At 62.7% G+C, this 26,351-nt stretch carries 14 protein-coding genes; 10 read left to right on the forward strand and 4 right to left on the reverse strand.

Features of this window, described 5'->3' with window-relative positions:
* Nucleotides 1-43: 43 nt before the first annotated feature.
* The 4 genes from JAO73_RS15600 to JAO73_RS15615 all read right to left on the reverse strand — a co-directional run bounded on the left by JAO73_RS15600 (nt 44) and on the right by JAO73_RS15615 (nt 9,356).
* Nucleotides 44-2,839 (reverse strand): glycoside hydrolase family 95 protein, encoded by a 2,796-nt coding sequence (locus JAO73_RS15600; protein ID WP_198978069.1) that lies wholly within the window; start codon nt 2,837-2,839, stop codon nt 44-46.
* A 145-nt stretch (nt 2,840-2,984) separates the two neighbouring features.
* Entirely contained in the window at nt 2,985-4,538 is a 1,554-nt protein-coding gene (locus tag JAO73_RS15605) for a glycoside hydrolase family 28 protein (protein WP_198978070.1), read from the reverse strand.
* Between the two features lie 132 nt (nt 4,539-4,670).
* A complete protein-coding gene (locus JAO73_RS15610; protein WP_198978071.1) occupies nt 4,671-6,215 on the reverse strand; it encodes an MGH1-like glycoside hydrolase domain-containing protein in 1,545 nt (514 codons plus the stop codon).
* 165 nt (nt 6,216-6,380) lie between these two features.
* On the reverse strand, nt 6,381-9,356 hold the full coding sequence (locus JAO73_RS15615; RefSeq protein ID WP_502213695.1) for an alpha-d-galacturonidase: 2,976 nt from the start codon (nt 9,354-9,356) through the stop codon (nt 6,381-6,383).
* A gap of 445 nt (nt 9,357-9,801) precedes the next feature.
* Here JAO73_RS15615 and JAO73_RS15620 point away from each other — a divergent pair, with 445 nt between their 5' ends.
* The 10 genes from JAO73_RS15620 to JAO73_RS15665 all read left to right on the forward strand — a co-directional run bounded on the left by JAO73_RS15620 (nt 9,802) and on the right by JAO73_RS15665 (nt 26,332).
* Nucleotides 9,802-11,433: a pectate lyase family protein gene (locus tag JAO73_RS15620; RefSeq protein WP_198978073.1), complete on the forward strand. Its 1,632-nt coding sequence runs from the start codon at nt 9,802-9,804 to the stop codon at nt 11,431-11,433.
* A gap of 172 nt (nt 11,434-11,605) precedes the next feature.
* Nucleotides 11,606-14,743 carry a DUF6298 domain-containing protein gene (locus tag JAO73_RS15625; protein ID WP_317191233.1) on the forward strand — a complete coding sequence of 1,046 codons (3,138 nt, stop codon included), beginning with the start codon at nt 11,606-11,608 and terminating at the stop codon, nt 14,741-14,743.
* 125 nt (nt 14,744-14,868) lie between these two features.
* A complete protein-coding gene (locus JAO73_RS15630) occupies nt 14,869-16,278 on the forward strand; it encodes a sialate O-acetylesterase (RefSeq protein ID WP_198978074.1) in 1,410 nt (469 codons plus the stop codon).
* A 12-nt stretch (nt 16,279-16,290) separates the two neighbouring features.
* A complete protein-coding gene (locus tag JAO73_RS15635) occupies nt 16,291-17,196 on the forward strand; it encodes a sugar phosphate isomerase/epimerase family protein (RefSeq protein WP_198978075.1) in 906 nt (301 codons plus the stop codon).
* Nucleotides 17,197-17,326: 130 nt separating this feature from the next.
* Nucleotides 17,327-18,571 carry a ribulose-bisphosphate carboxylase large subunit family protein gene (locus JAO73_RS15640; RefSeq protein WP_198978076.1) on the forward strand — a complete coding sequence of 415 codons (1,245 nt, stop codon included), beginning with the start codon at nt 17,327-17,329 and terminating at the stop codon, nt 18,569-18,571.
* Nucleotides 18,568-19,911: a four-carbon acid sugar kinase family protein gene (locus tag JAO73_RS15645; protein WP_198978077.1), complete on the forward strand. Its 1,344-nt coding sequence runs from the start codon at nt 18,568-18,570 to the stop codon at nt 19,909-19,911. Before JAO73_RS15640 ends, JAO73_RS15645 begins: the two co-directional genes overlap by 4 nt.
* Nucleotides 19,912-20,040: 129 nt before the next feature.
* Complete coding sequence (locus JAO73_RS15650; protein ID WP_198978078.1) at nt 20,041-20,703, forward strand: aspartate/glutamate racemase family protein; 663 nt, start codon at nt 20,041-20,043, stop codon at nt 20,701-20,703.
* 60 nt (nt 20,704-20,763) lie between these two features.
* Nucleotides 20,764-22,089 (forward strand): bile acid:sodium symporter family protein, encoded by a 1,326-nt coding sequence (locus JAO73_RS15655; RefSeq protein WP_198978079.1) that lies wholly within the window; start codon nt 20,764-20,766, stop codon nt 22,087-22,089.
* Between the two features lie 342 nt (nt 22,090-22,431).
* On the forward strand, nt 22,432-23,064 hold the full coding sequence (locus JAO73_RS15660) for a DUF3826 domain-containing protein (RefSeq protein WP_198978080.1): 633 nt from the start codon (nt 22,432-22,434) through the stop codon (nt 23,062-23,064).
* Between the two features lie 40 nt (nt 23,065-23,104).
* Complete coding sequence (locus JAO73_RS15665) at nt 23,105-26,332, forward strand: SusC/RagA family TonB-linked outer membrane protein (RefSeq protein WP_198978081.1); 3,228 nt, start codon at nt 23,105-23,107, stop codon at nt 26,330-26,332.
* The last annotated feature ends 19 nt before the right edge of the window (nt 26,333-26,351 follow it).

Genomic DNA, 26,351 nt, shown 5'->3' on the forward strand with positions numbered 1-26,351 from the left:
CCCTCTCCTTGGGGAGAGGGGGCCGGGGGGTGAGGCGCCACGCCTAGCGCAGTTCCCCATTCAACTTGTAAATCTTTCCCGCTTTCGTTGCCAACCGCGTTTCCTTCCCGGCATACTTCACCACGCACTCTTGCCCGGCTTCCGACTTGATTTCCACGGTGGTCAGCTTGCCGCCGTCCCATTGCATATCCACCACAAAGCCGCCGCGGGCGCGCAGGCCACGCACGCTGCCGGTGGCCCAGGCCGTGGGCAGGGCGGGCAGCAGGTCGAGGGCGCCGGTTTGGCTTTGCAGGAGCATTTCGGCCATGCCGGCCGCGCCGCCGAAGTTGCCGTCTATCTGAAACGGTGGGTGGGCGTCGAACAGGTTTTTATAAACGCCGCCCTGCTCGGGGCCGGTGCCGTTTTCGGCGGGCGAAAGCAGGTTCTGGAGGATGCGCTGGGCGTGGTCGCCGTCGCGGAAACGGGCCCAGAGGTTGACTTTCCAAGCCAGGCTCCAGCCGGTGCCGCCGTCGCCGCGCTGGGTGAGCGAGGTGCGGGCGGCCTGCAGCAGCTTGGGGTCGGCCGGGCTGATTTCGGAGCCCGGGAATACGCCCCAGAGGTGCGACACGTGCCGGTGCGTGTCGGTGGGGTCGTCCTTGTCCTCGAGCCACTCCTGCAGCTGGCCGTGCCGGCCGATTTGGTTGGGCGCTATCTGGGCGGCTTTCGTGGTTAGTTCTTTCTGCAAGTCAGCGTCCTCGCCCAGGATTTTAGCTGCGGCGCTGGTGGTGTTAAACAGCTCCCGGATAATCTGGTGGTCCATGGTGGGCCCGGCCACCAGGCCGCCGTGCTCGGGCGAGTTGGAGGGCGTGCTGATGAGCCAGCCGGTGCGCGGGTCTTTCACAAGGAAAGTGGCATAGAACCGGGCGGCGTCCCTCAGCACGGGGTATTGCTGGCGCAGAAACTCCCGGTCCTGCGTGAATTGGTAATGCTCCCAAACGGGCTGGCACAGCCAAGCCGCGCCCGTCACCCAGATGCCGTGGTTGGCGGCGTTGATGGGCGCGGTGCCGGCCCAGATGTCGGTGTTGTGGTGCAGCACCCAGCCGGGGGCGTTGTAGTTGGCCTGGGCCGTGGCCCGGCCGGTTTGGGCAAGCTGGTCGATGAAGCCAAACAGCGGCGCGGTGCAGACCGACAGGTTCAGCACCTCGGCCGGCCAGTAGTTCATTTCCAGGTTGATGTTGGTGGTGTACTTGCTGCCCCACGATGGCGTCAGCGACTCGTTCCAGAGGCCCTGCAGGTTGGCCGGCGGCCCGCCGGCCCGCGAGGAGGAAATCAGCAGGTAGCGGCCAAATTGCAGGTACAGCGCCAGCAGCGCGGGGTCGGCCGTGGGGCTGAATTTCAGGATGCGTTGGTCGGTTGGCAGCTGCTCGTTGGCGGTGTGGCCGAGGTCGATGGCAAAGGGATTGAACAGCTGCTGGTAGTCCCGCATGTGTGCCGCTTTCAGGTCGGCGTAGCTTCGTTTTGCAGCCTGGTCCAGCGGCTGTTTCGCCAGCTGCTCGGGCTGCCCCGATACGTCCTGGTAGCTCTTAAAATTGGTGGCGGCGGTGAGGCTGAAGGTGACTTCATCGGCGTTTTCGATGCGCAGTTGGTCGTTGGTCACGGTCACTTTGCCGCCCTTCGTCGTCGCCCGCAGGTAGCTCACGCCGCGCAGCACCCCGTCGCGCACCTGCACCGCCAAAGCCAGCGTGTGGTCGTCGACGCGGTAGATTTTGCGTTTGTCGTGCAGGCTCGCGAAGCGGGCGTTCAGCGTGATTTTGCCTTTGGCCGAAGCCGTCAGGTGGCAGAACAGGGCTTGCTGAGGGGTGCTCGCGAAGTACTCGCGGGTATACGTCACGCCGTTTTGCCGGTAGGTGGTTTGGGCCACGGCCTGGCGGATGTCCAGCTCGCGGCGATAACCCGTTGCAGGACCAGCCTGCGGGAAATCCAGCCACAAATCCCCAAACGGCTGGTACGAGGCCTGGTAGCTCGGGGTAAGCGGCGGGTTGGCATCCTGCACCCAGTATTGCCAGTCGGGGCTCAGCGCCACGCCGGTTTCGGGCGCGGCACTCTCGGGGTAGACCACAAACACCGGCTGCTTTTCCTTCACGCCAATCAGCCCGCCCTTATCATAGAAATTCAGCACCTGAATGGCCACCTCATTGCGTCCCGGCCGAAGCACGGCGGCCGGCACCCGGTAGCGCCGCTTTTTGCTGATGCCCTCGTCGGTGCCCACCTGCTGGCCGTTCACGTAGGTCACATCCACGTCACGGATACGGCCCAAACTCAGGGTGAGGTCTTTGCCGGTCCAGGCGGCGGGCAGGTCGAAGGTGGTTTTGAACCACACGGCGCCGTCCAGTCCTTCCAGGCCGGCACTTTCCCAGCCGTTGGGCGTCGGGATGGCCAGCGGTTTCCAGCCCGGCTGGGCCAGGGCCTGCGCCACGCTCACGGCCCGTATTTTCTGCAGCCAGGCGGCTTTTTCGGTGTCGTACGTTTCCTCGTGGTCCTTCAGGCCCATAAAGTGTTGCTCGGCCAGGGCCTCGGCTTCGGCCTGCTTGCCCTCGGCCAGCAGCTGCCGGATTTGGGGCAGGTACTGCGCGGCGCCGGGCCGGGCGTAGGCCCGCGGGCGGCCGGTCCAGAGCGTGGCTTCGTTGAACTGAATGTGCTCCTGCCCCACCCCACCGTACACCATACCGCCCAGCCGGCCATTGCCGATGGGCAGTGCGTCGGTCCACTTCGCGGCCGGTTGGGCGTACCAGAGCTTCAGCGGTTGCTGCGCGGCGGCAGGGATGGTGAGGAGCAGGAAGAAAAGGAAGAGGCGCGGCATTAAGAAAGGGACTTATTACAAATCAGAACGTCATGCAGAGCACAGCGAAGCATCTTGCCCGCAGGCGGTAATTCAATCGATTGATTTAGTGGTGGCAAGCAAGATGCTTCGCTGTGCTCTGCATGACGGCCAAGTTTCGTTCTAACTACGGCCCGACAACGCGCTCCGTCACCGCCTCGTCTTGCGACACGGGCGCTTTCACGTACTTGAAATTGTTGTTTTGCAGCACGATACTGCGGGTTTTGGCGCCTTTGAGCTTGAGGTAGGTTTCGGTGCCCAGCGCCGGAAAGGAGTTATACACGAAGGCATCCTCCACGTTCGTCAGCTCCACCTGCGGGGTGCCGGCCAGCGGGGTGGCGCTGCCCACGCCGTCGAGGCGCAGCAACTGCACGCTTTCGGCGCGCACGGCCGGGCCGATGGCGGTGTTCACCTGCACGTTGTGGAAGGCGATGTTGCGCGCCTCGCGGATGGTGAAGCCCTGCTTGGCGTCGAGGTTCAGGTTGGAAAACGAAACGTTCTCGATGGGCATTTCGCTCAGGCCGTTCAGCAGGCCGGCCTGGTTGCCCTCGGCGGTGATGTTGCTGAAATGGATGTTGCGGAAGCGCGGCGTACGCTCCGAAACGGGCTCGGGCGTGGATTTGGCGTACTGCATGTCGAGCACAATCATCTGGTCGCGGATGTTCTTCATCACGATGTTGTCGACCCGAATATCCTCCACCACGCCGCCCCGGCCCCGGGCCGTCTTGATGCGAATGCCGCGGTCGGTGCCATCAAACACGCAGTTGGAAATCACGATTTTCTTCACCCCGCCCGACATCTCCGAGCCAATGACCACGCCGCCGTGCCCGCTGAGCATGGTGCAGTTGGTGATGGTGTAGTTTTCGGCCGGCACGTTCATTTTGCGCCCGGCCGCGTCCTTGCCCGATTTGATGGTGATGCAGTCGTCGCCCACGCTGATGTGGCAGTTCGAAATGTGCACGTAGCGGCACGACTCCGGGTTGATGCCGTCGGTATTCGGCGACTTCGGGTTGGTGATGGTGACGCCCGTAATGGTCACGTTCTCGCAGAATTCCGGGTTCACCGTCCAGAACGGCGAGTTGCGGATGGTGATGCCTTCAATGAGCACATTCTTGCAAAACATGGGCTGAATGAATGGCGGCCGCAAGAACGCCCGGTCAATCACGCCGCCCTGCTCATCGGGCTTAAGAATATTGGCATTGAGCCGCTTGAACTCCTGCTGCCACTTCGAATCCTGGCTTTTGCGCGACTGCCCCTCGGCATAGTCCCACCACTTCTTGCCCTGCCCGTCGATGATGCCCCGGCCCTTGATGGTGATGTTTTCCGCCTTGTAAGCGTAGAACAGCGGCGAAAAGCTGGTCACGTCGATGCCCTCGTAGCGCGAAGGCACCATGGGCAGGTAGTCGTCGAAATTGTCGCTGAAATAGAGGACGGCGCCCGCGCCTATTTCAATGGTGATGTTGCTTTTGAGGTGAATGGGGCCCGTGCGGTAGCGCCCGGCCGGGAAGTACACCGTGCCGCCGCCCGCCTTGCTGGCCGCGTCAATGGCCTTGGCAATGGCCGCGGTGGACAGCTTGGTGCTGTCGTTTTTCGCGCCGTATTTCAGAACGTTGTAATGGTCCTGGGCGCGGGCTGCCGAGACGGTGAGGAGCAGGAGAAAGGCGGAGAAGAAGTGCTTCATAGCGAGTGTCGCTTGAACGATGTAGAGACGCAACATTTTGCGTCTCGTCGTTGCTGATGTTGTTTACAATGCGCGTTGGCGCGGTATCGGACGTTCAACGACGAGGCGCAAAATGTTGCGTCTCTACATCGTTCAGCCGGGCAGCCTGGCTGTCACCCGCTTCAATTCACTGGCGTGGGCTATTTCCTTGCCATCGGCGAGAATGCGCAGGCCCTGGCCTTTGCCATACTTCTGGCCGGTCTTGTCCCAAACCACGGAAATCATGCGGCCGTGGTAGCGCACCTGGTCGAGGGCAAAGTAGTCCCACTTGCCGGGCGGTACCAGCGGGAAAACCTCCACTATGTTATCGGCCCGTGGCTTTAATCCTACTAAGCCGGTTATCACCAAGTCGGCGAAGCCGGAGTGGTTGTAGTAGCTGCTGCGCGGGTTGTCGCCTTTCAGCCACTCGCCGTTCTTTTCATCCTGGTACTCACCCAGGTAAGGCACGCCGTTTTTCTGGTGTGAGAGGGCGTATTTGCGCAGTTCGTCGTAGTACACCTGCGCGCTCATGCCGTCGTGGTGCTTGTATTCGGTGAGCAGGTTGGCTAAGCCTTTCAGCGTCTGCGTGGTGGCATAAGGCCACACTGCGCCGTCCCACTCGCAGCCGTGGCCCGAGCCGTGGGTGCGGAAACCGGGCGCGCGCCGCTCGGCCGTGGTCAGGCCCCAGGGCGCTTTGAAGCCTTGCTCATCAGTGAGTTGCTCCCACTGTTTGGCATAAGTGGCTTTGTCGGCGGGCAAGTTAAAGTACCAGGGAATATAGCCCAGTTCCTCCCGTGCCTCGCACAGGCCGCCCTTCTCGTATTGCACCTTGAAGAAGTTAGCTTTGGGGTCCCAGAGCGTCTTTTGCACATCGGCGCGGAGCTGCTTGGCTTTGGCGGCGTACTTGCGCTCCAACGTGTCATTTTTGGTCAGCTTGGCCATTGCGGCCAGGGCTTTGGCGTTGCCATACATGTAGCTGTTGATGGTGGGCCGCACGTTCTTTTCCTTGCGCCCGCCGCTGATGGATTCCTCCATGGCATCGCGCACATCGTACTGCCAGAACAGGCCGCTGGGCAGCCGCCGCTCCTTTTCCCACTGCCGGTAGTCGGCATTGAGGGCGGGCAGCAGCTCCTGCATAAAAGCCTGGTTGTTATTCACCTCATACAAACTATACACCGCGTCCTGCAGCCAGCTGCTGAAGCTGTGCAGCTTGGCATTCACCTGCGGCTGCTTGGCCGTCAGCCAGAAGCGCGTGTACTGGTCGATGTACTGCGGGTCGTGCAGCCAGCGGCCCTCGTTGATATGGTGCCCCAGCGCGCTGCTGATGGTGTTGTAGGGCCCGGCGTGCTTCATCGGCGTGATGAACTCCGTGAACACGTGGCCGTCGGGCGTCTGCTTGAGGTGCTTGCGGAAGGTCCACCAGCGGTAGTAGTACGTCTCCTGAATGGCCGAATCGGGGCACTCGAAAAGGGGCACCTCGCGGGCCAGCCAGTCGGCGGCCTGGGCATTGGGCACCAGGTTGATGACGTCCTCCTTGTCCAGGGCATTGAAGCGGGCCACGCTGGCGCGCAGGTGCTCGGGCGTGAGCACAGGCTGCTGGGCGACGGCGGGCGTAGCGCTGAGCAGGCTGAGGGAAAGAAGCAGGCGGGTGTGTTTCATAAGGATTTCAATTTGCGCAGACGGGGCGCCTCACCCCCCGGCCCCCTCTCCCAAAGGAGAAGGGGTGCCAGGCGTTTTATTGACTGGCTTCTCTATGATTTCATCAGGCACCCCCTCTCCTTTGGGAGAGGGGGCCGGGGGGTGAGGCGCCCCGCCAGAACGACCTTACTCAAACAACCAATCCAATTCGCCCACCTTCCGCACCCTCTCGCCCAGCCCGGCATCGTAGGTCCGCAGCGGCTGGCTGGCATCCACAAACCCCAGCACCAGGCAGGCGCCGCGGGCCAGGTTCAGCGTGTGCGTACCGGCCTTGAAAGCGTAGGCGTGTACATTCACCGGCGGCATGCCCTCGATGGCTAGCGCATTGGTAATCTTGCTGTCGACTTGGCCGTAGTCGTTGGCGCTGGCGTCAATTTCCAGGGTTGGAATGGGCAGGAAGCGCGGGCTTTTCTGATTAAAAAAGCCGACCAGCAGCCGCACCGGCTTGGTGGTGCTGAAGCGGATTTCAGTGCCCTGCGCCACCTGCTGTGCCTTGCCAAAACGCAGGCCCTGCAGCTTCGCCAGTTCCGGCGCGAGGGCCGTGATGCGCGCCGTGGTATCAGCGAAAACGGCCTGGCCGCTGGCAACGGGGTAAGTATCGGCCTTGCTCAGCAGCTTCACCGGGGCGTTGCGCAGCACCTCAATTTTCGGGGCAGCCACGCGGGATTTAGCGGTTTTCAGCGAGTCGATGTTGTGCTGAAAATCGGCCAGTTCCTTTTTATACACGGGCAGCATTTCTGCCCAGGTTTTGTAGGTACCGTCCACGCCGCGCATCGGGATTTTACGTTGCGAGGTTTGCATGCTGTTAGCGTAGAGATAGGTGTCCTTGGTGAGGTCGACCAGCTTCTGCCAGCGGGCCACACTGCTTTGCAGCAGCGGCACGGCGGCCGTGAGGTCCTGCACGTTGTGCGAGTACTTGTAGCGCAGCACCTGCAGGGCCGCCCGAGCCTTTTCAGCGTAGAAATTGGCCAGCGCATCCTGGCAATACATGTCGTTTTTAACGCGGGCAAACTCGGCCTGATTTTGCTTGATGGCTGGCGCCGCCCGCTCAATGGCGGCCACAGCTTTCTTCCCGTGTTCCACCACTTCGTTGGCCACCTGCGGCGGGGTTTCGCCCACGTGCTTCTCCCCTTTCGCCTCCTTCTCGGCGTACTCAATAATCATCTCGCCCTCCGGCGATTCCGACTCATAAAGCAGCGTAAACAAGCCGTAGCGCTTGGGGTCAATCAGTTGGTTCATGAGCATGCCCAGCGTGAGCGTTTGCCGGTTGCCGTCGGTGATGCCGTAGCGGCGCAGCAGCTTGGGCTCGATTTCGCCGGCTTCCTCGTAGGCCGTCAGTATCTGCTGGCCAGCCTGCTCGTCGCAGCCAAATTGCGCGGCCAGCTGCCGGCTCCAGTGCGCGACTTCGGCCGGGCGGGGGCGGTTGGCGCGCCAAGCGTAGCGGGCCCACTCGGCGTACCACAGCCAGTCGCGGTCTACCTGCAGCTGGCGGCCGGCCACGTTATCGGCCGTGTAGGGCCAGTCCCAGTACGACGACTCCGGGTAGAGATGCAAGCCGTTGGCACCGTAAATGTTGTGCATGGCCTGCACCGATTTCTGAATGAAATCGGCCGAGCCGTAGCGGAACGGCTCCAGGTTGGCCAGGATGTGCACGTTCTCGATGTGCACCGAATTCATGCCGCTCAGTTTGCGGTGCAGTTCGGCCCAGGAGCCGCGCGGCGTGTAAGTCGTCAGCGCCTCGCCATTGAATTTGGCCTCGGTATAAAGGTTTTTGTAGAGCGGCAACGCTTCGGTGATGACGCGGGGCGCGTCGGTGTCGTGGGCGCGCAGCACGATGGGCGGCTGCTCGGTGGTACCCAGCGCCTTGAGGCCGTCCTGCACGCCGGGAATGATGGTTTTCGTGAACCAGTCCACGTCGTCCTGGCCAGCGCCTTCCATGGCTTCGCCCAGCGCTACCATGAGGCCCACGTTGGGGTATTTCTGCACGAAGGCGGCGATGGACTTGCGCGTGTAGTCGGCAATGAGCGGCACGATGGGCCGGGCGCGGTCCTGGGTTTTGATGTTGTAGTGCTCGGCGAAAGGCTTGGAGACGATGATGTTGTAAAACATCTGAATCACCCAGATGCCGCGCTTGTCGGCCTCCTCGGTGAGGAAGCGGTACATCTCCTCGTTTTTCTTAAACGTGGCGTCGTCCACTTCCACCGCAAACGGGTAGTCCTTCAGCCGCACCAGCGAAGCAAACGGGTGCCCGTTCCAGAGGTAGAGCGAGTTGTACCGGTTGTCGACCATCATGTCGAGGTACTTCACCCAGAGCTGTTTATCGTAAAGCCAGGGGAATGTTTCGGGCGTGTAGGGGTATTCGTACACGTTGCGGCCGGGGAGGTAGGTGGGCTTCTGCACGCCGATGCAGGTGCCGCGCAACACCATCTCAGGTTGGTCGGTGAGGTGAATATTTTCGCTGAGCTTGCCCTGCGTTTTCACCTGTTCGGCCAGCTCCAGGCAGCCGTAGAGGACGCCGGAATTATCGAGGCCCGTTATTAGCAGCGCCCCTTTATCCATGGAGGTGATGGTGAATCCTTCCTTGCCAGGCTTTTGACTATTGGGCGCATGGTATATTATTGCGGCATCCTGCACTAGCGGGTCGGAATGGAGGCCTATTACAATCAGTTCCTTGCGCTTGCCCTTGGGCAGTTCGTTGGTCTGTTGTATTTGTACCTGATACCCAACATTTTTCAGCGCTTTGGCCAGCTGCTCCGCGCCATATTGCAGGCGGGCGTGGGCGGTTTTGGGCAGGAGGATGGTGCGGGTTTGCGCAGCTGCCTGGCGGGCTGTAGAGACGCGATACTTCGCGTCTCGGCGTTGGCGCCGGGTGGTGTTTGTCTGGACGCTGCCGGGCAACCGTAGGTAGCTGTTCAACGAGGAGACGCGAAGTGTCGCGTCTCTACGGTGTTCTGACGGCTTAATGGCACCAGCTGCAGCGGCCACCCGGGCCGCGCCCAGCAACAGGCCGACCAACAGGGCGGCGCAGCAAACCAACTGATTCCAGCGGTTTCGGCGCGCTGGCAATCGACCTGAAGAAGAAGCAAAATGGGCGAATGGCATCAGGTCAAAATTATCGGGTGCTCAACCTAATTCTATGTACCATGTTGGCGGGCTTTTATAGCATGTTGCCATCGCCAAACCGGTTTTTACACAATCGATAAATCAACTGCGAAAGCCGCTTGCGCTACTTGAATATTGAGGATTGGTGAAGCGTCACAAACGACCGGCTCGCAAGCCAGGGATGCGAATATGTAAGTTGATGTAAGTGCATTTTCAGTAGTCAAAGCCCCCTTTCTGTCCTTTTGAGCTGAGCAATAGCAGTGCTCCGATACTGGGAAGCAGACAGGGGAAAGGTGCCCGGGTGAGCGTATACTCAGCAAAGCCGTGTCGCCCCCTTCTCGACTAAAGCGAATGCTAACATCCTACACAGGGTCGAGAAAATGGTATAGGTGCCGGCGGTTTTTACCCTGTTATTTCGCTTCATCCAAACTCCCCCACCCCGCTCATGAACAAACCGCTTGCTTCGCTTGGCACTTTAGGCCTCTTTTTCTCCGCGCAATTCGCGGCCCACGCCCAGTACCCGAAGATTCCGCAGGACGTGCAGAAGGCCAGCGAGGCCATGATGAAGGACGCTTACCGGCAGTCTGAAATTGCCTGGAACAAAGCCTACCCCATCATCCAGAAGGAGCAGCGCGAGGGCAAGCCCTACATTCCGTGGGCGGCCCGGCCCATCGATTTGCCGCAAGCCAGCATCCCGGCGTTTCCGGGCGCGGAGGGCGGCGGAGCCTATACCTACGGCGGGCGCGGCGGCCGCGTGATTATGGTGACCAGCCTGGCCGACAGCGGGCCCGGCAGCCTGCGCGAGGCCTGCGAGCAGGGCGGCGCCCGCATCGTGGTGTTCAACGTGGCCGGCATCATCCGCCTCAAAACGCCGCTCATGATTCGGGCGCCATACATCACCATCGAGGGCCAAAGCGCGCCCGGCGACGGCATCTGCGTGGCTGGCGAATCGGTGTGGCTGAACACGCACGACGTGCTGATTCGCTTCATGCGCTTCCGCCGGGGCGAAACCAACGTGGGCCGGCGCGACGATTCCATCGGCGGCAACCCGATTGGCAACATCATGATTGACCACGTCTCGGCCAGTTGGGGGCTGGACGAGAACATGTCGATGTACCGCCACATGTACAACGACAGCACTGGCATTCCGGAGCAGAAGCTAGGGACGGTGAACATCACCATTCAGAATTCTATCTTCTCGGAAGCGCTCGATACCTGGAACCACGCCTTCGGCAGCACGCTGGGCGGCGAGAACTGCACCTTCATGCGCAACCTGTGGGCCGACAACGCGGGCCGCAACCCGTCCATCGGCTGGAACGGGGTGTTCAACTTCGCCAACAACGTGATGTTCAACTGGGTGCACCGCTCCACCGACGGCGGCGACTACCGCGCCCTCTACAACATCATCAACAACTACTACAAGCCCGGCCCCTCCACGCCGAAAGACACCAACATTGGCCACCGCATTCTGAAGCCTGAATCGGGCCGCAGCAAGCTGAAGTACCAGGTGTACGGCCGCGCCTACGTGGCCGGCAACATCGTGGAAGGCTTCCCGGAGGTAACCAAGGACAACTGGAACGGCGGCGTGCAGGTGGAAGAGCAGCCCAACGCCGGCAAGTACCAGGCCGACATGAAGGTGGACAAGCCCCTGCCGATGCCGGAAATTACCATCATCCCGGCCGATAAAGCCTACGGCTACGTGCTGGAAAATGCCGGCGCCATCCTGCCCAAGCGCGACCCCGTCGACACCCGCGTGGTGGAGCAGGTCCGCACCGGCAAAATCACCTATAAAGAGGGCGTGAAGCTGCCCACCACGCAGTTTGAGCACCGCCGCCTGCCGATTGATTCCTACAAGCAGGGCATCATTACCGACCCGGTGCAGGTGGGTGGCTACCCCACCTACGCCGGCAAGCCCTACGCCGACGCCGACAAGGACGGCATGCCCGACGACTACGAAAAGAAGAACGGCTTCGACCCCAAGAATGCAGCCGACGCGGCGGCCATTGCCAAAAACGGCTACGCCAACATTGAGAACTACCTCAACAGCCTGGTGGCACTGAATACGGTGAAGCCGTAACCCATTCTTATCGGTTTTAGAACGTCATGCTGAGCGCAGTCGAAGCATCTCTACTGCAATGGTAAAATGAAATGCATTGCGCGGTAGAGATGTTTCGGCTGCGCTCAGCATGACGTTCTTGATTATTCGACTATCCCATCAAGCTGCTCTGAAAACGCCCACCTACTTTCCAGTGCCCCGCCCCACCCGCACTGTTTACTTCCTGCTCCTTTCCGGCCTGCTCGCCGCCGGCCCGGCTGCCGCGCAGAAAGCGCCCAAGCCGGCCCCGCCACCCGGCCCCATCGAATATAAGGACGGCAAGCTGAGCTACGCGCCGGATTCGCTGGGCAATCGGGTACCGGACTTTTCCTACGCTGGCTACCGGGCGGGCGAGGCGGCCATTCCCACGGCCAATATCAAGGTGACGGTGAAGGCGGGCGATGGCACCGCGCGCATTCAAGCGGCGCTGGACTACGTGGCCGGTTTACCGCTGGGCAAGGATGGGCTGCGCGGCGCAGTGCTGTTGGAGAAGGGCACGTATGAGGTGGCTGGACGGCTGTTTATCCGCGCGTCGGGCGTGGTGCTGCGCGGCAGCGGCATGGGCGACGGGGGAACCGTCGTCATCGGCACGGGCGTGAGCCGCGACCACCTGCTGACTGTGGCCGGGCGCAACGACCGCCGGTTTGAAACCGCGCTGGCCATCACCGATAAGTACGTGCCGGTGAATGCGCGCACGCTAAAAGTGGGCAACGCCAACAGCTTCAAGGTGGGCGACCGGGTGCAGGTGCGGCGGCCCAGCACGGCCGCCTGGGTGCATAAGCTGGGCATGGAAACCTTCGGCGGCGGCCTGTCCTCACTGGGCTGGAAACCCGGCCAGCGCGACCTAGCCTGGGACCGGCAGATAGTTGCCGTGGATGCCAACGGCATCACCCTGGATGCGCCGCTAACTACCGCGCTCGACCAAGCCTATGGCGGCGGCACCGTGGCCCGCTATACCTGGCCGGGCCTGGTTTCGCAGGTAGGCGTAGAGAACCTTCGGCTCGAATCAACCTTTGACGCCGCTAACCCCAAAGACGAAAACCACCGCTGGGTGGCTATTGACATTGAAAACGCGCAGGATGCCTGGGTACGGCAGGTCAGCTTCCGGCATTTTGCCGGCTCGGCCGTGCTGGCCCAGGCCACCACGCGCCGCCTGACGGTGGAGGACTGCCTTTCGACTGAGCCGGTGTCGGAAATCGGCAACGAGCGGCGCAATACGTTTTACACGCTGGGTTCGCAGACACTGTTTCAGCGGCTGTATGCGGAGAATGGCTACCACGATTTTGCGCTGGGTTTCTGCGCGGCCGGCCCCAACGCCTTCGTGCAGTGCGAGGCCGAGCAAGCCCTGAGCTTCAGCGGCGGCGTGGACAGCTGGGCTTCGGGCGTGCTGTTCGACATTGTGAAGGAATACGGCCAGGCCCTGCGCTTCGGCAACCGTGAGCAGGACGGGCAGGGCGCCGGCTGGGCCGTGGCCAACAGCGTGTTTTGGCAGTGCACCGCGTCCCGCGTGGACTGCTACCGCCCGCCTACGGCCCAGAACTGGGCCTTCGGCACCTGGGCGCAGTTCGCCGGTAACGGCTATTGGGACCAATCCAACGAAAACGTTAACCCGCGCAGCCTCTACTACGCGCAGTTGCAGGAGCGGCTCGGCGACGCCGCCAAGGCCCGCGCTATCCTGCTGCCGGTGCCCACCGAGGCCAGCAGCAGCCCCAAAGTGGCCGTGGCCCAGGAGCTGACAAAGCTCTCGGTGAACCCCGCCCCTACCGTGCTGGAGCTGGTGAAGGCCGCATCTACGCGCCAGCCGATTTCGGTTCAAAACTCAGCCCCCAGCATCGACAAGCTGAAGGTGAAGACAGCCCCGGCGCCGACCTATGCAGCCCCGCTGCAGGTGGCGCAGGGCGTGCTGGTGCGCGGCAACGCCTTGGTGCTGGGCCGCCGCCAGGAGGTGCCCTGGTGGAACGGCAGCGCCCGCCCCTACGGCCTGCTCAATCCCAAGCCCCATATCACGCGCTTCGTGCCGGGCCAGATTGGCCGCGGGCTGACCGATGATTTGGCGGAAATGACTGACTCGATGCGGGCCCAGAACGTGGTGGCCCTGCACCACAACTACGGCCTGTGGTACGAGCGCCGGCGCGACGACCACGAGCGCATCCGCCGCATGGACGGCGAGGTGTGGGCGCCGTTCTACGAGCTGCCGTTCTCCCGCAGCGGCAAGGATTTGGCCTGGGATGGCCTCAGCCGCTACGACCTCACCAAGTACAACGCCTGGTACTGGAGCCGCCTGCACCAGTTTGCCGACCTGGCCGACCAAAAAAGCCTCGTGCTGCTCAACCAGCACTACTTCCAGCACAACATCATCGAGGCCGGCGCGCACTACGCCGACTTCCCCTGGCGCCCGGTGAACAACGTGAACAACACGGGTTTCCCGGAGCCCGCGCCCTACGCCGGCGACAAGCGCATCTTCATGGCCGAGCAATTCTACGACGTGACCGATGCCACGCGCCGGCCGCTGCACCGCGCCTACATCCGCCAGTGCCTCAATAACTTCAAGGGCCAGACCGGCGTCATTCACCTTATCGGAGCCGAATTCACCGGTCCGCTGGCCTTCGTGCAGTTCTGGCTCGATACCATCAAAGAGTGGGAAGCTGAAACCGGCCAGCACGCTACCATCGCCCTGAGCACCACCAAAGACGTGCAGGACGCCATTCTGGCGGATGCAGCGCGGGCCAAGGTGGTCGATGTCATCGACATCAACTATTGGCACTATCAGTTCAACGGCCAGGCCTACGCGCCGGCCGGCGGCCAGAACCTGGCCCCGCGCCAGCACGCCCGCCTCACGCCGCCCAAGCGCAGCTCGTTTGAGCAGGTGTACCGGGCCGTGCGCGAGTACCGCCAGCAGTTCCCCGACAAAGCCGTGCTCTACTCGGCCGATGGCTACGACGCCTTCGGCTGGGCCGTGCTGCTGGCGGGCGGCTCGATGGCCAGCCTGCCCCGCGTGGCCGATGCCGGCTTTGCAACGGCCGTGGCCGGGATGAAACCAATGGAACTGCCCGGCAAGCCCGCCGACCAGTGGGCCATGAGCGACGGCAAAACCGGCCTGCTGCTGTACCGCGAGGGCCAGTCGCCGGTGCAAGTCGATTTGTCGGGAATGAGCGGCACGTTTGCGGTGCACCACATCAACCCCAAAACCGGCGCGCTAACCGACTCGAAAGAGACGGTGAAAGGGGGAAAATCCGTCACGCTTAATGGTGCGGCAACGGGGGCGGAAGTTATTTGGATTCAGAAGAAATGAGGACAACAGAACAGTGTAGAGACGCAATATTTTGCGTCTCTTCGTTGAACGACGATGTTCGAACGATGACGCCCGAACATGACGGACGGCGCAGTTCTGGTCGTTCAACGACGAGACGCAAAATATTGCGTCTCTGCCTCGTTCTTGCCTTCTTCCTCTCCCTACCCGCCCGCGCCACCATCACCCTCCCGCGCATCCTCGGGCACGGCATGGTGCTGCAACGCGAAAAGCCGGTGCCCATTTGGGGCGCGGCCGCGCCGGGCGAGGCCGTGACGGTGCAGTTCGCCGGTCAGCGCCCCAGCGCCAAGGCCGACGCGGCGGGCAAGTGGCAGGTGCTGCTCAAGCCGCTCAAAGCCTCCGCCACACCGGCGGAGCTGGTTATCAGCGGTAGCAATACCATCCGGCTGCGCAACATTTTGGTGGGCGAAGTTTGGGTGTGCTCAGGTCAGTCGAACATGGAATACACCATGCGCAAAAACAGCAAGGTGACGCGGCCCGACGTGCCCGGCCCCAACCCGGTCGACGAGCTGAGCGTGGCCCACAACCCCGCCATCCGCATTTTCCTGGTCAACCGCAAAACGCTGCCCAAACCCGACACCCTGCACCACGACTGGGCCATCGCGCAGGATTCGGCCCTGCGCTCGTTCTCGGCGGCGGCCTATTTCTTCGCCAAGGAACTGAATAAGCGCCTGAACGTGCCAGTTGGCATGGTTTCTTCCGCTGTGCCCGGCAGCCGCATCGAGCCTTGGATTTCGGAAGAAGCTTTCGCAAAGGACCCGGCTTTTGCGGGCAAGAAAGTGGACGGCGACCCGGGCAAATTCTGGGAGACGATGGTGAAGCCGCTGGCACCGCTGGCGGCGCGTGGGTTCCTCTGGTACCAGGGCGAAAGCAACTGTTTTTTGGCCGAAACCACGACGTATACCCAGAAAATGCGCACGCTCATCAGCAGCTGGCGCGCGGCTTGGGGCGACGCCAGCCTACCGTTCTACTACGTGTCGCTGGCTCCGTTTAAGTACTCCGACACCCACGACAAAGTGGTGCTCACGCGCGAAACCCTGCCGCTGTTCCGCGAAGCGCAGGCGGCCGTGCTGCAGGTGCCGCACACCGGCATGATTGAAACCACCGATTTGGCCAATACCGAAGGCGGCATTCATCCGGGTTTCAAGTGGGAAATCGGGCGGCGGCTGGCGTTGCTGGCGCTGGCGAATACCTATAAAACGCCCAGCGTAGTGGCCGAAGGCCCGGTTTTCCGCAGCCTGAAAGTAAAGGGTGCGGTGGCCACGGTTTCGTTTGCCACGGCCGCACCGTTGGTCAGCAAAGACGGCAAGGCGTTGAGCGACTTCACCATTGCCGGCGCCGACGGCGTGTTTGTGCCCGCGCAGGCCCGCATCCAGGGTCCGCAGGTGCTGGTATCGGCCCCGAGCGTGCCGCACCCTACGGCCGTGCGCTTCGGCTGGGACGAAGTGGCGCAACCCAACCTGTTTTCCGAAGCCGGTTTGCCGGCCCGCCCATTTCGCACTGATAAGACTCGCTAAATCAGCTTTGTGATGAAAACTGCTACCCTTTCCCGCCGCGATTTTCTGAAAGCCAGCTCGCTCCTGACGGGCGGCCTGCTCCTGCCCGGCTGGGCCAGTGCCCTCGCGCCCACCAAAAAGAAGCTTACCTACAAAGTGGCGGTGGTCGACTTGATGATTCTAAAGCGTCAGAAGCTGGGCGCGCTGCAGCTCACCAAGGACATTGGGGCCGACGGCGTGGAAATTGACATGGGCGGCCTGGGCCAGCGCGAGACCTTCGACAACCAGCTCGCCAAACCCGAAATCCGTCAGCAGTTCATCGACAAAGCCAAGGAGCTGAACCTGGAAATCTGCTCGCTGGCGATGACAGGGTTTTATGCCCAGTCCTTCGCCACGCGCCCCACCTACCAGCGCATGATTCAGGACTGCCTCGACACCATGAAGCAGTTGAATGTGAAAGTGGCTTTCTTGCCCCTGGGCACGCAGGGCGACCTGCGCAAGAACCCCGAGCTGCGTCCTGCCATTGTGGAGCGGCTGAAGGTGGTGGGCGAAATGGCGAAGAAAGCCGGCGTCGTTGTCGGCATCGAAACCGCGCTCGATGCCAAAGGCGAAGTGGAATTGCTGAAGGAAATCGGCTCGAAAAACATCCAGATTTACTTCAACTTCTCGAACCCGCTCAAGGAAGGTCGCGACCTGTATGCGGAGTTGAAAACCCTTGGCCGCAAGCGCATCTGCCAGATGCACGCCACCGACGAGGACGGCGTGTGGCTGCAAAACAACACCCGCCTAGATATGAACAAGGTGAAGCAAACCCTTGCCGGCATGGGCTGGGAGGGCTGGCTGGTGATTGAACGCTCCCGCGACGCCGCCGACCCGCGCAACGTGAAGAAGAATTTCGGCGCGAATACAGCCTATTTGAAGTCGGTTTTTCAGAGCTAAAACCTAACATGACGCCTCACCCCCGGCCCCTCTCCTAAGGGAGAGGGGAGCCCGACGCCCGCGCATATCTGGTTCCCCCTCTCCTTTTCGGAGAGGGGGTCAGGGGGTGAGGCGCCACGTCTGCAATAATATGGAACGCATCACCGCCACTTACTACATCGAAACCCCCTTCCGCCCCGAGGACGCGGCGGCCGTGCTGGCCGGCGAGCAGTCGTCCGGCACCTTCGTAGCCGTACCGGGCGAAACGGCGGAGCTCAAGCAGCGCTTCGCCGCCCGCGTAGAGTCGGTTGAGGAGTTGGAAACGGTGCGCGAGCCGGCCATTCCGGGCGCGACGACCAGCAACGGGCTGTATCATCGGGCGCGGGTGCAGGTGTCGTGGTCGGTGGAAAATTTTGGGTACAACCTGCCGCTGCTGGTGTCCACGCTGCAAGGGAATCTGTATGAAATCCGCCAGTTTACGGGACTGAAGCTGATGGACATTGACGTGCCGGCCTCGTACGCGCAGCACTTTGCCGGGCCGGCCTTCGGCGTGGCGGGCTGCCGCGAGCTGACCGGTGTGCAGGGCCGGCCGCTCATCGGCACCATCATCAAGCCTAGCATCGGCCTCACGCCGGAGCAAACGGCTGGGCTGGTGCAGACGCTGGCTGAAGCGGGCATCGATTTCGTGAAGGACGACGAGCTGCAGATGGCCGCCGCCAACTCACCCTTCGAGGCCCGCGTCGATGCCGTGATAGCCGTCGTCAACCGCCACGCCGACCGCACCGGCAAAAAGGTGATGTATGCCTTCAACATCAGCGGGGAAGTGGACGAGATGCTGCGCCGCTACGAGTACGTGGTGCGCGCCGGCGGCACCTGCGCCATGGTGAGCATCAACAGCGTGGGCCTGGCCGGCACCCGCAAAATCTGCGACCAGCGGGCCCTGGCCATTCACGGCCACCGCAACGGCTGGGGCATGATGACGCGGCATCCCTTATTAGGAATCGACTTCCGCGCTTACCAAAAGCTGTGGCGGCTGGCGGGCGTCGACCAGTTGCACGTCAACGGCATCCAGAACAAGTTCTGGGAGTCCGACGACAGCGTGGTGGCCTCCATCGAAGCCTGCCAGGCGCCGCTGCTGGGCGGCTATTCGGTGCTCCCGGTGGTGTCGTCCGGCCAGTGGGGCGGGCAGGCCTTTGAGACTTACCGCCGCACCCGAACCACCGATTTGCTTTACATGGCCGGCGGCGGCATCCTGGCCCACCCCATGGGCCCGGCGGCCGGCGTACAGGCCCTGCAGCAAGCCTGGCAGGGCGCCGTGGACGGCCGTAGCTTAACGGAAACCGCCGCGCAGCACCCTGAATTTGCGGCGGCGGTTGAAAAATTCGGCGCCAAATGAGCAAGCCGCTACTCCTCGCCTATTATGGCGACGACTTCACCGGCAGTACCGACGCGCTCGAATTTCTGAGCCGGGCCGGGGCCCGCACGGCTTTGTTCATCGAGCCACCCACGGCCGCTCAGCTCGCCGCTTACCCTGGCCTGGATGCCATTGGCGTGGCCGGCCTCACCCGCGCCATGCCGCCCCATGCCATGCAGGCGGTGCTGCAACCGGCTTTTGAAAAACTGCGAGAGCTGCTGCCGCGGCACGTGCATTATAAGGTGTGCTCCACGTTCGATTCGTCGCCCAGCATCGGCAGCATTGGCCGGGCCACTGAGGTGGGGCGCGGCGTGTTTCCGGGTGCCTTCGTGCCTTTGCTGGTGGCCGCGCCGCCGCTGGGCCGCTACTGCGCCTTTGGCAACCTGTTTGCGCGCCTGGGCATCGGCAGCGACGGCGGCATCTTCCGCCTCGACCGGCACCCGTCGATGAGCCGCCACCCCACCACGCCCGCTAACGAAAGCGACCTGCGCCTGCATCTCGCCCGGCAAACTGACCTGCAAACCGGGCTGCTCGACCTCCTGCAAATCACCCGGCCCTTGGCCGAAATGCGGGTTACCCTGGCTGCTCAGGTACAGGCCGGAGCCGAAGTCATCCTGTTTGATGCCATCTACGAAGAACAGCTGTTAGCCATTGGCGCGGCCATCGACAGCTTTGCCACGGCACACGGCCCCTTATTCTCGGTGGGGTCCTCCGGCATTGAAATGGCGCTGGGACAGCTCTGGCAGCAAAACGACACGTTGAAGCCGGTGACAGCCTGGCCCGCGCCCGGCCGCGCCGCGCCGCTGCTGGTGGTATCGGGCAGTTGCTCCCCCGTCACGGCCGGGCAGATTGCCTGGGCTAAGGCCAACGGCTTTGCGGAAGTCGTGCTCGATGCGCCTGAGCTGGCGGCGGGCGCTGGTTTGCCGGATGCATCAGGGCCCCTTCAGCAGCTAGTCATTGGCCATCTTCGGCAAGGGCGCAGCGTCATCATTCATACCAACGGCGGAGCGGGCAGCCCCACGCCAAGCCTACCCGCCGAAGTGCTCGGCACCGCGCTGGGCCGCATTGCCCGCGAAGCCGTGCGGCAAACCGGCGTGCGCCGCGTGGTGGTGGCCGGCGGCGACACCTCCAGCTACGCCGCCCGCGCCATGGGCATCGAAGCGGTGGAAATGATAGCGCCCTTCTACCCCGGCGCTCCCCTGTGCCGCGCCTCGGCGCCGGGCTCGCCCCTGCACGGCGCCGAAGTCAATTTCAAGGGTGGCCAGGTAGGCGCGCCCGACTATTTCGGCGTGCTGCTCGAAGGCCAAATGCGTGGCAATTAACGCTGAATGCCAGCGTGGACTTTGCGAGTCCGCGCCGGGCGAACAGCGGCACAGCAAGCAATGCGCAAACTCGCAAAGTCCACGCCACCAGCTGGCCCAAGCTTTTACTCCTCCTTTATCATTAATGCCATGCCCCCTAAAACCCTCGCCCTCGTCCACACCTCCGCCACCTTGGTGCCCGTGTTCCAGCAGCTTTGCGCCGAGCTCTTGCCCGGCGTGCAAACCTTCAACATTGTCGACGACAGCCTGGTCCGCACCATCAACCGCGAAGGCAGCCTCACGCCGGCCGTGGCCCGCCGGGTGGTGGGCTACGTGAACTCGGCCGAGGCTGGCGGGGCCGACTACGTGCTGGTCACCTGCTCGTCCATCGGCGCGGCGGTGGAGCAGGCTGCCGGCCTGGCCGGGGTGCCCGTGCTGCGCGTCGACGAGCCCATGGCCGATGAGGCCGTGCGCACCGGTCGGCGCATCGGCGTCATCGCCACGCTGCCCACCACCCTCGGCCCCACCGCCGACCTGGTGCAGCGCCGCGCTGCCCGCGCCGGCCAGGAAATTGAGCTGACCTCAGTGCTCTGCGAAGGCGCCTTCGAGGCCCTCATGAGCGGCGATGGCGCCACCCATGATGCCATTGTAGCCGCGGCGCTCAAAAAGCTGGCAACCACAGTGGACGTGGTGGTGCTGGCCCAGGCCAGCATGGCGCGGGTCGTCGACACACTGGCCGCGGCCGACCGACCGGTGCCCATTCTGGCCAGCCCCGGCATAGCCATCCGCCAACTGGCCGCCGAGTTGCTGTAAGCGCGGGGCCTGCCCCAGCCCATCTTTAAAAACGGCCCGTCATCCCAATCACCGCGCTCCATGAACCGTCTCTTCCAACTCTGCTTGCTTATTGCCAGCCTCGCGGGCGTGGCCTTGCTCATTGGTATCAGCCAGCAAAACGCTGCCCTGTGGCAGCCAGCGGCGGTGGCAGCAGCGGTGAGCCTGGCCCTGGGCCTGAAAGCGGTGTCCTTGCTGCGCAGCTACCAGTACACGGCCTGGATAATTGTGGCCGTGGTGGCGGGCATGGTGTATCCCGGCGCCTTCAAAACGTGGGGCGGTGTGGATTTGCGCCACAAGTGGCTGATTCTGGCGGTGGTGCAACTGGTGATGTTCGGCATGGGCATTCAGATGAGCCTCCGGGACTTCTCGGGGCTGGGCAGCACGGGCAAGGGCGTGCTCATTGGTTTGCTGTGCCACTTTTCGGTAATGCCGCTCATGGGCTTGCTGCTCACCCGGGTGTTTCACTTCGAGCCGGAAATTGCGGCCGGCATCATCCTCATCGGCTCCTGTTCCAGCGGGCTGGCCTCGAACGTGATGGTGTACCTGGCCCGGGCCAACATGGTGCTGTCGGTGGTGGTCACGGCCATGGCCACGCTGGCGGCGCCGTTTCTCACGCCGCTCTTGTTAAAGCTGCTGGCGGGCACGCTCATCGAGGTGAAGTTTGTGAGCATGATGATGGAAATCATCAAAATTGTGCTGGTGCCCATCATGGCCGCCTTGCTGCACGACTATTTGAAAACCGCCCCGCCGCGAGGACGGCGCGTGGTGGGCCTGCTGGCTGCGGCTGGGGTGCTCTGGCTGGCGGCGCTGCCCCTGGGCGTGTGGGCTTTCGCTGAGCGCAGCGTCCCGAGTCCCGAGTTGCTACAGGCGCTGGAGATTTTCAGCTTCCTGGTGGCGGCCGTGGTGGTGGGTGTGCTGTACCATCAATTGGCGAAAAAGCTGCCCGCAACCGATAAGGTGATGCCTTACCTGTCCATGTTCGGCATTATTTATTTCACGGCCGTGACCACCGCGGCCGGGCACTACAACCTATTGCGCGTGGGTTTCCTGCTGTTTCTGGCCTCGGTGCTGCACAACGCGGCGGGCTATTTCTTCGGCTACTGGCTGAGCCGGCTGTTTGGGCTCGATGTGAACTCGGCCCGCACGGTGGCCTTCGAGGTGGGGCTGCAAAATGGCGGCATGGCCTCGGGCCTGGCCGGCAGCATGGGCAAGCTGGGCACGGTGGGGCTGCCCGCCGCCGTGTTTAGCCCGTGGATGAACATTTCGGGCTCCATTCTGGCCAATTACTGGCGCAAGCGGCCGGTAGCCGCTCCCGAGGCCGCCCCCGAAACGCTATATAGAGTGGCGCATGTGCCCGAGGTGTAAGCCGCTTCAATGGGCAATTATACTATATGGCACTAAAATCCCGGGAACGATTGCGTGGCTTTTCCCAGCCAATTAGGCACTTTGTGGGGCATGGCTAGGAAAGGGTATTTGGTCTCTGAAATGGCCTTTTTACCAGCAGAAACACACTTTCTGCAACTGGGTTTTGGTTGGCTTAATCAAAACTTCATACTCATGATAATATCGTACAATAAGTTAGTTGAAACTTACAGAATTGGCTTAAAAAACACAGATAACTTGCTACTATTCTAGCACTATCTGTGAAACATGAATAATTCAATGCGGGCCCTGTTTTTAACAGGTCTCTTTGCTGCAACCGCCCTCGTGCAAGCATCGGCCCAAGCGCCGGCGCCCGCCGAATCGAAAGAGGCCGCCTACACGCGGACCATCACGGAGCGGGCAGCCAAAATAGTGGCCAAAATTGACGGCCTGAAGGCCAAGGATTCGGTGCAGGTGCGCGACCTCATTGCCGACCAGTACCGCCAGCTCAACGACATCTACAAGCAGCAGAAAACCCGCAAGGCCGCCCTCAAGGCCCAGCCCGCCACCGACGCCACCAAGGCCGAGCTGGCCAAAGTAGACGCCGACACCGAAGCCGCCCTGGCCAAGCTGCACCCGCAGTACCTCAAAAAACTCAGCCGCCGCCTCACCCCGGCCCAGGTGGAGCAGGTGAAGGACGGCATGACTTACGGCGTGCTGCCCATCACGATGACGGCCTACAACGACATGCTGCCCAACCTCACGGCCGAGCAAAAAGCCCAGATGCTGGCCTGGCTCACCGAAGCCCGCGAGCACGCCATGGACGGCGGCACCTCGGAGCAGAAACACGCCTGGTTTGGCAAGTACAAGGGCCGCATCAACAACTACCTCTCGGCCGCCGGCATCGACATGAACCAGGCCGGCAAGGACTGGCAGGCCCGCATCGCGGCCCGCAAGGCCGCCGGCGGCGCTCAATAAGCTTTCTCACCTTTTTCTCAGTTTAACCCACCAAACTGTTATGTCCCAATCGTTACGAGCCCATTTGCCCCTGCCTGCGGGGGCACCCACCCGACTGGCCTGCGCGCTGCTCGTGGGCGGGGCCTTGCTGGGCACCGACCCCGCCCAGGCCGCCGTGGCTGGCCCCCCGGCCAAGACCAAATCGTCCAAAGGCATCACCGTGGGCTTCACCGGCCTGGTGAAGGACTCGAAGGGCAACCCGCTGCCGGGCGTGACGGTGCTCATCAAGGGCACCAAAACCGGCACCAGCTCGGGCCCGGACGGCACCTTCCACTTCAACCTGCCCACCGGCAACGAGACGCTGATTTTCAGCTTCATCGGCTTCAAGAGCCAGGAAATTGCGGTGAACGGCCGCACCTCGCTCGAAGTGAGCCTCGAAGACGACAATACCGCCCTGGACGAAGCGGTGGTGGTGGGCTACGGCACTCAAAACCGGGCCACCATGACCGGGGCCGTGGCCACGGTGGATATGCAGAAAATTCAGGACCTGCCCGTGGGCAGCCTGTCCACGGCGCTGCAGGGGCAGCTGCCCGGCGTGGGCGTGAGCGGCGGCACGGGCCGCCCCGGCGACGCCGGCGCCATCACCATTCGCAACCCCATCATTCTGTCGAAGGACGGCGGCACGCTGCGGCCCTTGTTTGTGATTGACGGCGTGGTGCGCACCGAGGACGACTTCAACGTGCTCGACCAGTCGGAAGTTGAGTCGATTTCCATTCTGAAAGACGCGGCGGCGGCCATTTACGGCGCCCGCGGCGGCCAGGGCGTGGTGCTGCTCACCACGCGGCGCGGCCAGATTGGCGCGCCCAAGTTCAGCTACAGCGGCTCGGTGGGCGCCGCCGACGCCATCATGCTGCCCAAGATGATGAACGGCTACCAGCAGGCCGTATACCTCAACGACCTCAACACGGCGGCCGGCAAGTCGCCCACCGACGCGTCGATGTACACGCCCGACGAGCTGCAGCACTTCCAAAACAACAACACCAACTGGCTGAAAACGGCCTGGCAACCCGCCATCGTGACGCGCCACGCCCTGAACATGAGCGGCGGCTCGGACCGGGTGACCTACTTCGCGGGCCTGTCTTACAACTACCAGAACGCCAACTTCGACAACATCAACTCCAACAAGTGGACCTACCGCGCCAGCACCGACGTGAAGGTGGCCCGCGGCCTGAAGGCCGGCTTGTCGGTGAGCGGCGACTTGTCGAACAAGCGCATGTACTACCTCAAGCAGGGGGGCGAGAACGTGGAAAACGACATGAAGAGCTTGCTCTACACGCCGCAGTTCGCGCCCATCTACGTGAACGGCCTGCCCACGCTGCTCTCGACGAGCAGCAACACCAACACCATCGACGCCTTCAACTTCTTTGAGGTGCAGAAGTCGGACAACTTCACGGCCACCCGCAACACGGGCCTGAACGTGACGGCCAACATCGACTACGAGCTGCCGTTCCTGAAGGGCCTGAAGGCGCGGGTGCTGTACAGCAAGACCATGGACAACTCCTTTGGCAAGCAGTACGGCACGAAGTACAACGTGTACCAGTTCACGATGCTGGGCACCAACAAGCACATTTACGGCGGCGACGTGAGCAAGGTGGTGAGCCTGAACAACGGCGACCGGGTGCGCCTGAACCCCACCTACTTCGACAGCTACCAGCTGAACGGCTACCTGTCGTACGACCGGCAGTTTGGCCAGCACCACGTGTCGGCCATTGCCTTCTTCGAGCAGTCGGAAACCCGCACCGACGGGGTGGCGGCCATGGCCGAGGGCGTCATCATCGGCGGCCTGCCCAACCAGAACTACGCCACCGGCACCCAGACGACCACCGAAACCGAATCGGAATCGGGGACGCTGTCGTACGCCGGCCGCTTCAACTACGACTACGCCGGCAAGTACCTGCTCGAAACCACGCTGCGCTACGACGCCTCCACCAACTTCGCGCCGGAGTACCGCTGGGGCTTGTTCCCGTCGTTCTCGGCCGGCTGGGTGGTGTCGGAAGAGTCGTTCTTCAAGAACAACGTGTCGTTTGTGAACTTCCTGAAGCTGCGCGGCTCGCTGGGCTTCCTGGGCTCCGACGCCACCAAGCCCTACAACTGGCAAACCAACTACGCCCTGCAAACGGGCAAGGGCGCCGTGTTTGGCGGCAACACCGACCGTCCGCTCATTTTCGCCGCCAACAACGCGCTGGCCAACCGCGCCGCCCGCTGGGACGACGACACCAAGTACAACGCCGGCCTCGACGCCCAGTTCCTGAGCGGCCGCCTCTCGCTGGGCTTCGACTACTTCTACGACCACCGCTACAACATGCTGACGTCCCTCACGGGCTCGGCCCCGCTGCTGATTGGCGCGTCGCTGCCGTCGGAGAACTACTCGTCGGTCGACGGCTTCGGCTACGAAATCTCGGTGGGCTACGGCGACAAAATCACGCAGGACCTATCGTTCCGCCTCAACACCTTCTTCAGCTATAGCGACAACAAGCAGATTCTGGTAGACGTGCCCAGGGGCCAGCTCGGCCAGTGGGACGACCCGACGGGCCAATCGACCGACCAGGGCGTGGTGGGCTACAAGTACTTGGGCATGATGCGCACGCAGCAAGACGTGGACGCCTACCTGAGCGCCCACCCCGGCTACACCGTGCAGGGCCTGCCGCTGAAGCCGGGCATGCTGTACTACGAAGACATCCGCGGCCCCAAGGACGCCAACGGCAACTACACCGCCCCCGACGGCAAAATCACCGACGTGGACCAGACCTTCCTGACGCCTAAAAAGGACAACCACTACGGCATCGGCTTCAACCCCACCATCAGCTACAAGTCGCTCACCATCTCGGCCACCATGGGCATTTCGTGGGGCGGCCAGGCCGTGGTAGAATCGGCAGCTCGCAAGGTGGGCACGGCCACGTCGAACCGCCCCGAGTTCTGGGTCGACCACTGGACGCCCGACAACACCAACGCCGCTTACCCGGCGCCGTACTACGCGGCTTCCTACGATTTGGCTTCGTCGTTCTGGTTCCGCAGCTCGCTGTCGGCCGGCATGCGCAACGCCAACGTGTCGTACACCCTGCCCACCAACCTGACCGGCCGCCTGGGCATGTCGTCGGTGCGCATGTACTTCACGGCCATCAACCCCTTCAACTTCTACAACCCCTACAGCTACAAAGTGTACTCGGGGGCGTACGACGCCTACCCCACCCTGCGGTCGCTGTCGTTTGGTTTGAACATTGGCCTCTAATTCCCACCCCTCCGGTATC

This window comes from Hymenobacter miniatus, assembly GCF_016427455.1.
GTDB lineage: Bacteria > Bacteroidota > Bacteroidia > Cytophagales > Hymenobacteraceae > Hymenobacter > Hymenobacter armeniacus.

Coding starts and splice junctions, on each gene's coding strand:
- JAO73_RS15665 (WP_198978081.1), top strand. CDS start 23,105: ATGTCCCAATCGTTACGAGCCCATTTGCCCCTGCCTGCGGGGGCACCC.
- JAO73_RS15600 (WP_198978069.1), bottom strand. CDS start 2,839: ATGCCGCGCCTCTTCCTTTTCTTCCTGCTCCTCACCATCCCTGCCGCC.
- JAO73_RS15615 (WP_502213695.1), bottom strand. CDS start 9,356: ATGCCATTCGCCCATTTTGCTTCTTCTTCAGGTCGATTGCCAGCGCGC.
- JAO73_RS15620 (WP_198978073.1), top strand. CDS start 9,802: ATGAACAAACCGCTTGCTTCGCTTGGCACTTTAGGCCTCTTTTTCTCC.
- JAO73_RS15605 (WP_198978070.1), bottom strand. CDS start 4,538: ATGAAGCACTTCTTCTCCGCCTTTCTCCTGCTCCTCACCGTCTCGGCA.
- JAO73_RS15655 (WP_198978079.1), top strand. CDS start 20,764: ATGAACCGTCTCTTCCAACTCTGCTTGCTTATTGCCAGCCTCGCGGGC.
- JAO73_RS15635 (WP_198978075.1), top strand. CDS start 16,291: ATGAAAACTGCTACCCTTTCCCGCCGCGATTTTCTGAAAGCCAGCTCG.
- JAO73_RS15610 (WP_198978071.1), bottom strand. CDS start 6,215: ATGAAACACACCCGCCTGCTTCTTTCCCTCAGCCTGCTCAGCGCTACG.
- JAO73_RS15650 (WP_198978078.1), top strand. CDS start 20,041: ATGCCCCCTAAAACCCTCGCCCTCGTCCACACCTCCGCCACCTTGGTG.
- JAO73_RS15640 (WP_198978076.1), top strand. CDS start 17,327: ATGGAACGCATCACCGCCACTTACTACATCGAAACCCCCTTCCGCCCC.
- JAO73_RS15645 (WP_198978077.1), top strand. CDS start 18,568: ATGAGCAAGCCGCTACTCCTCGCCTATTATGGCGACGACTTCACCGGC.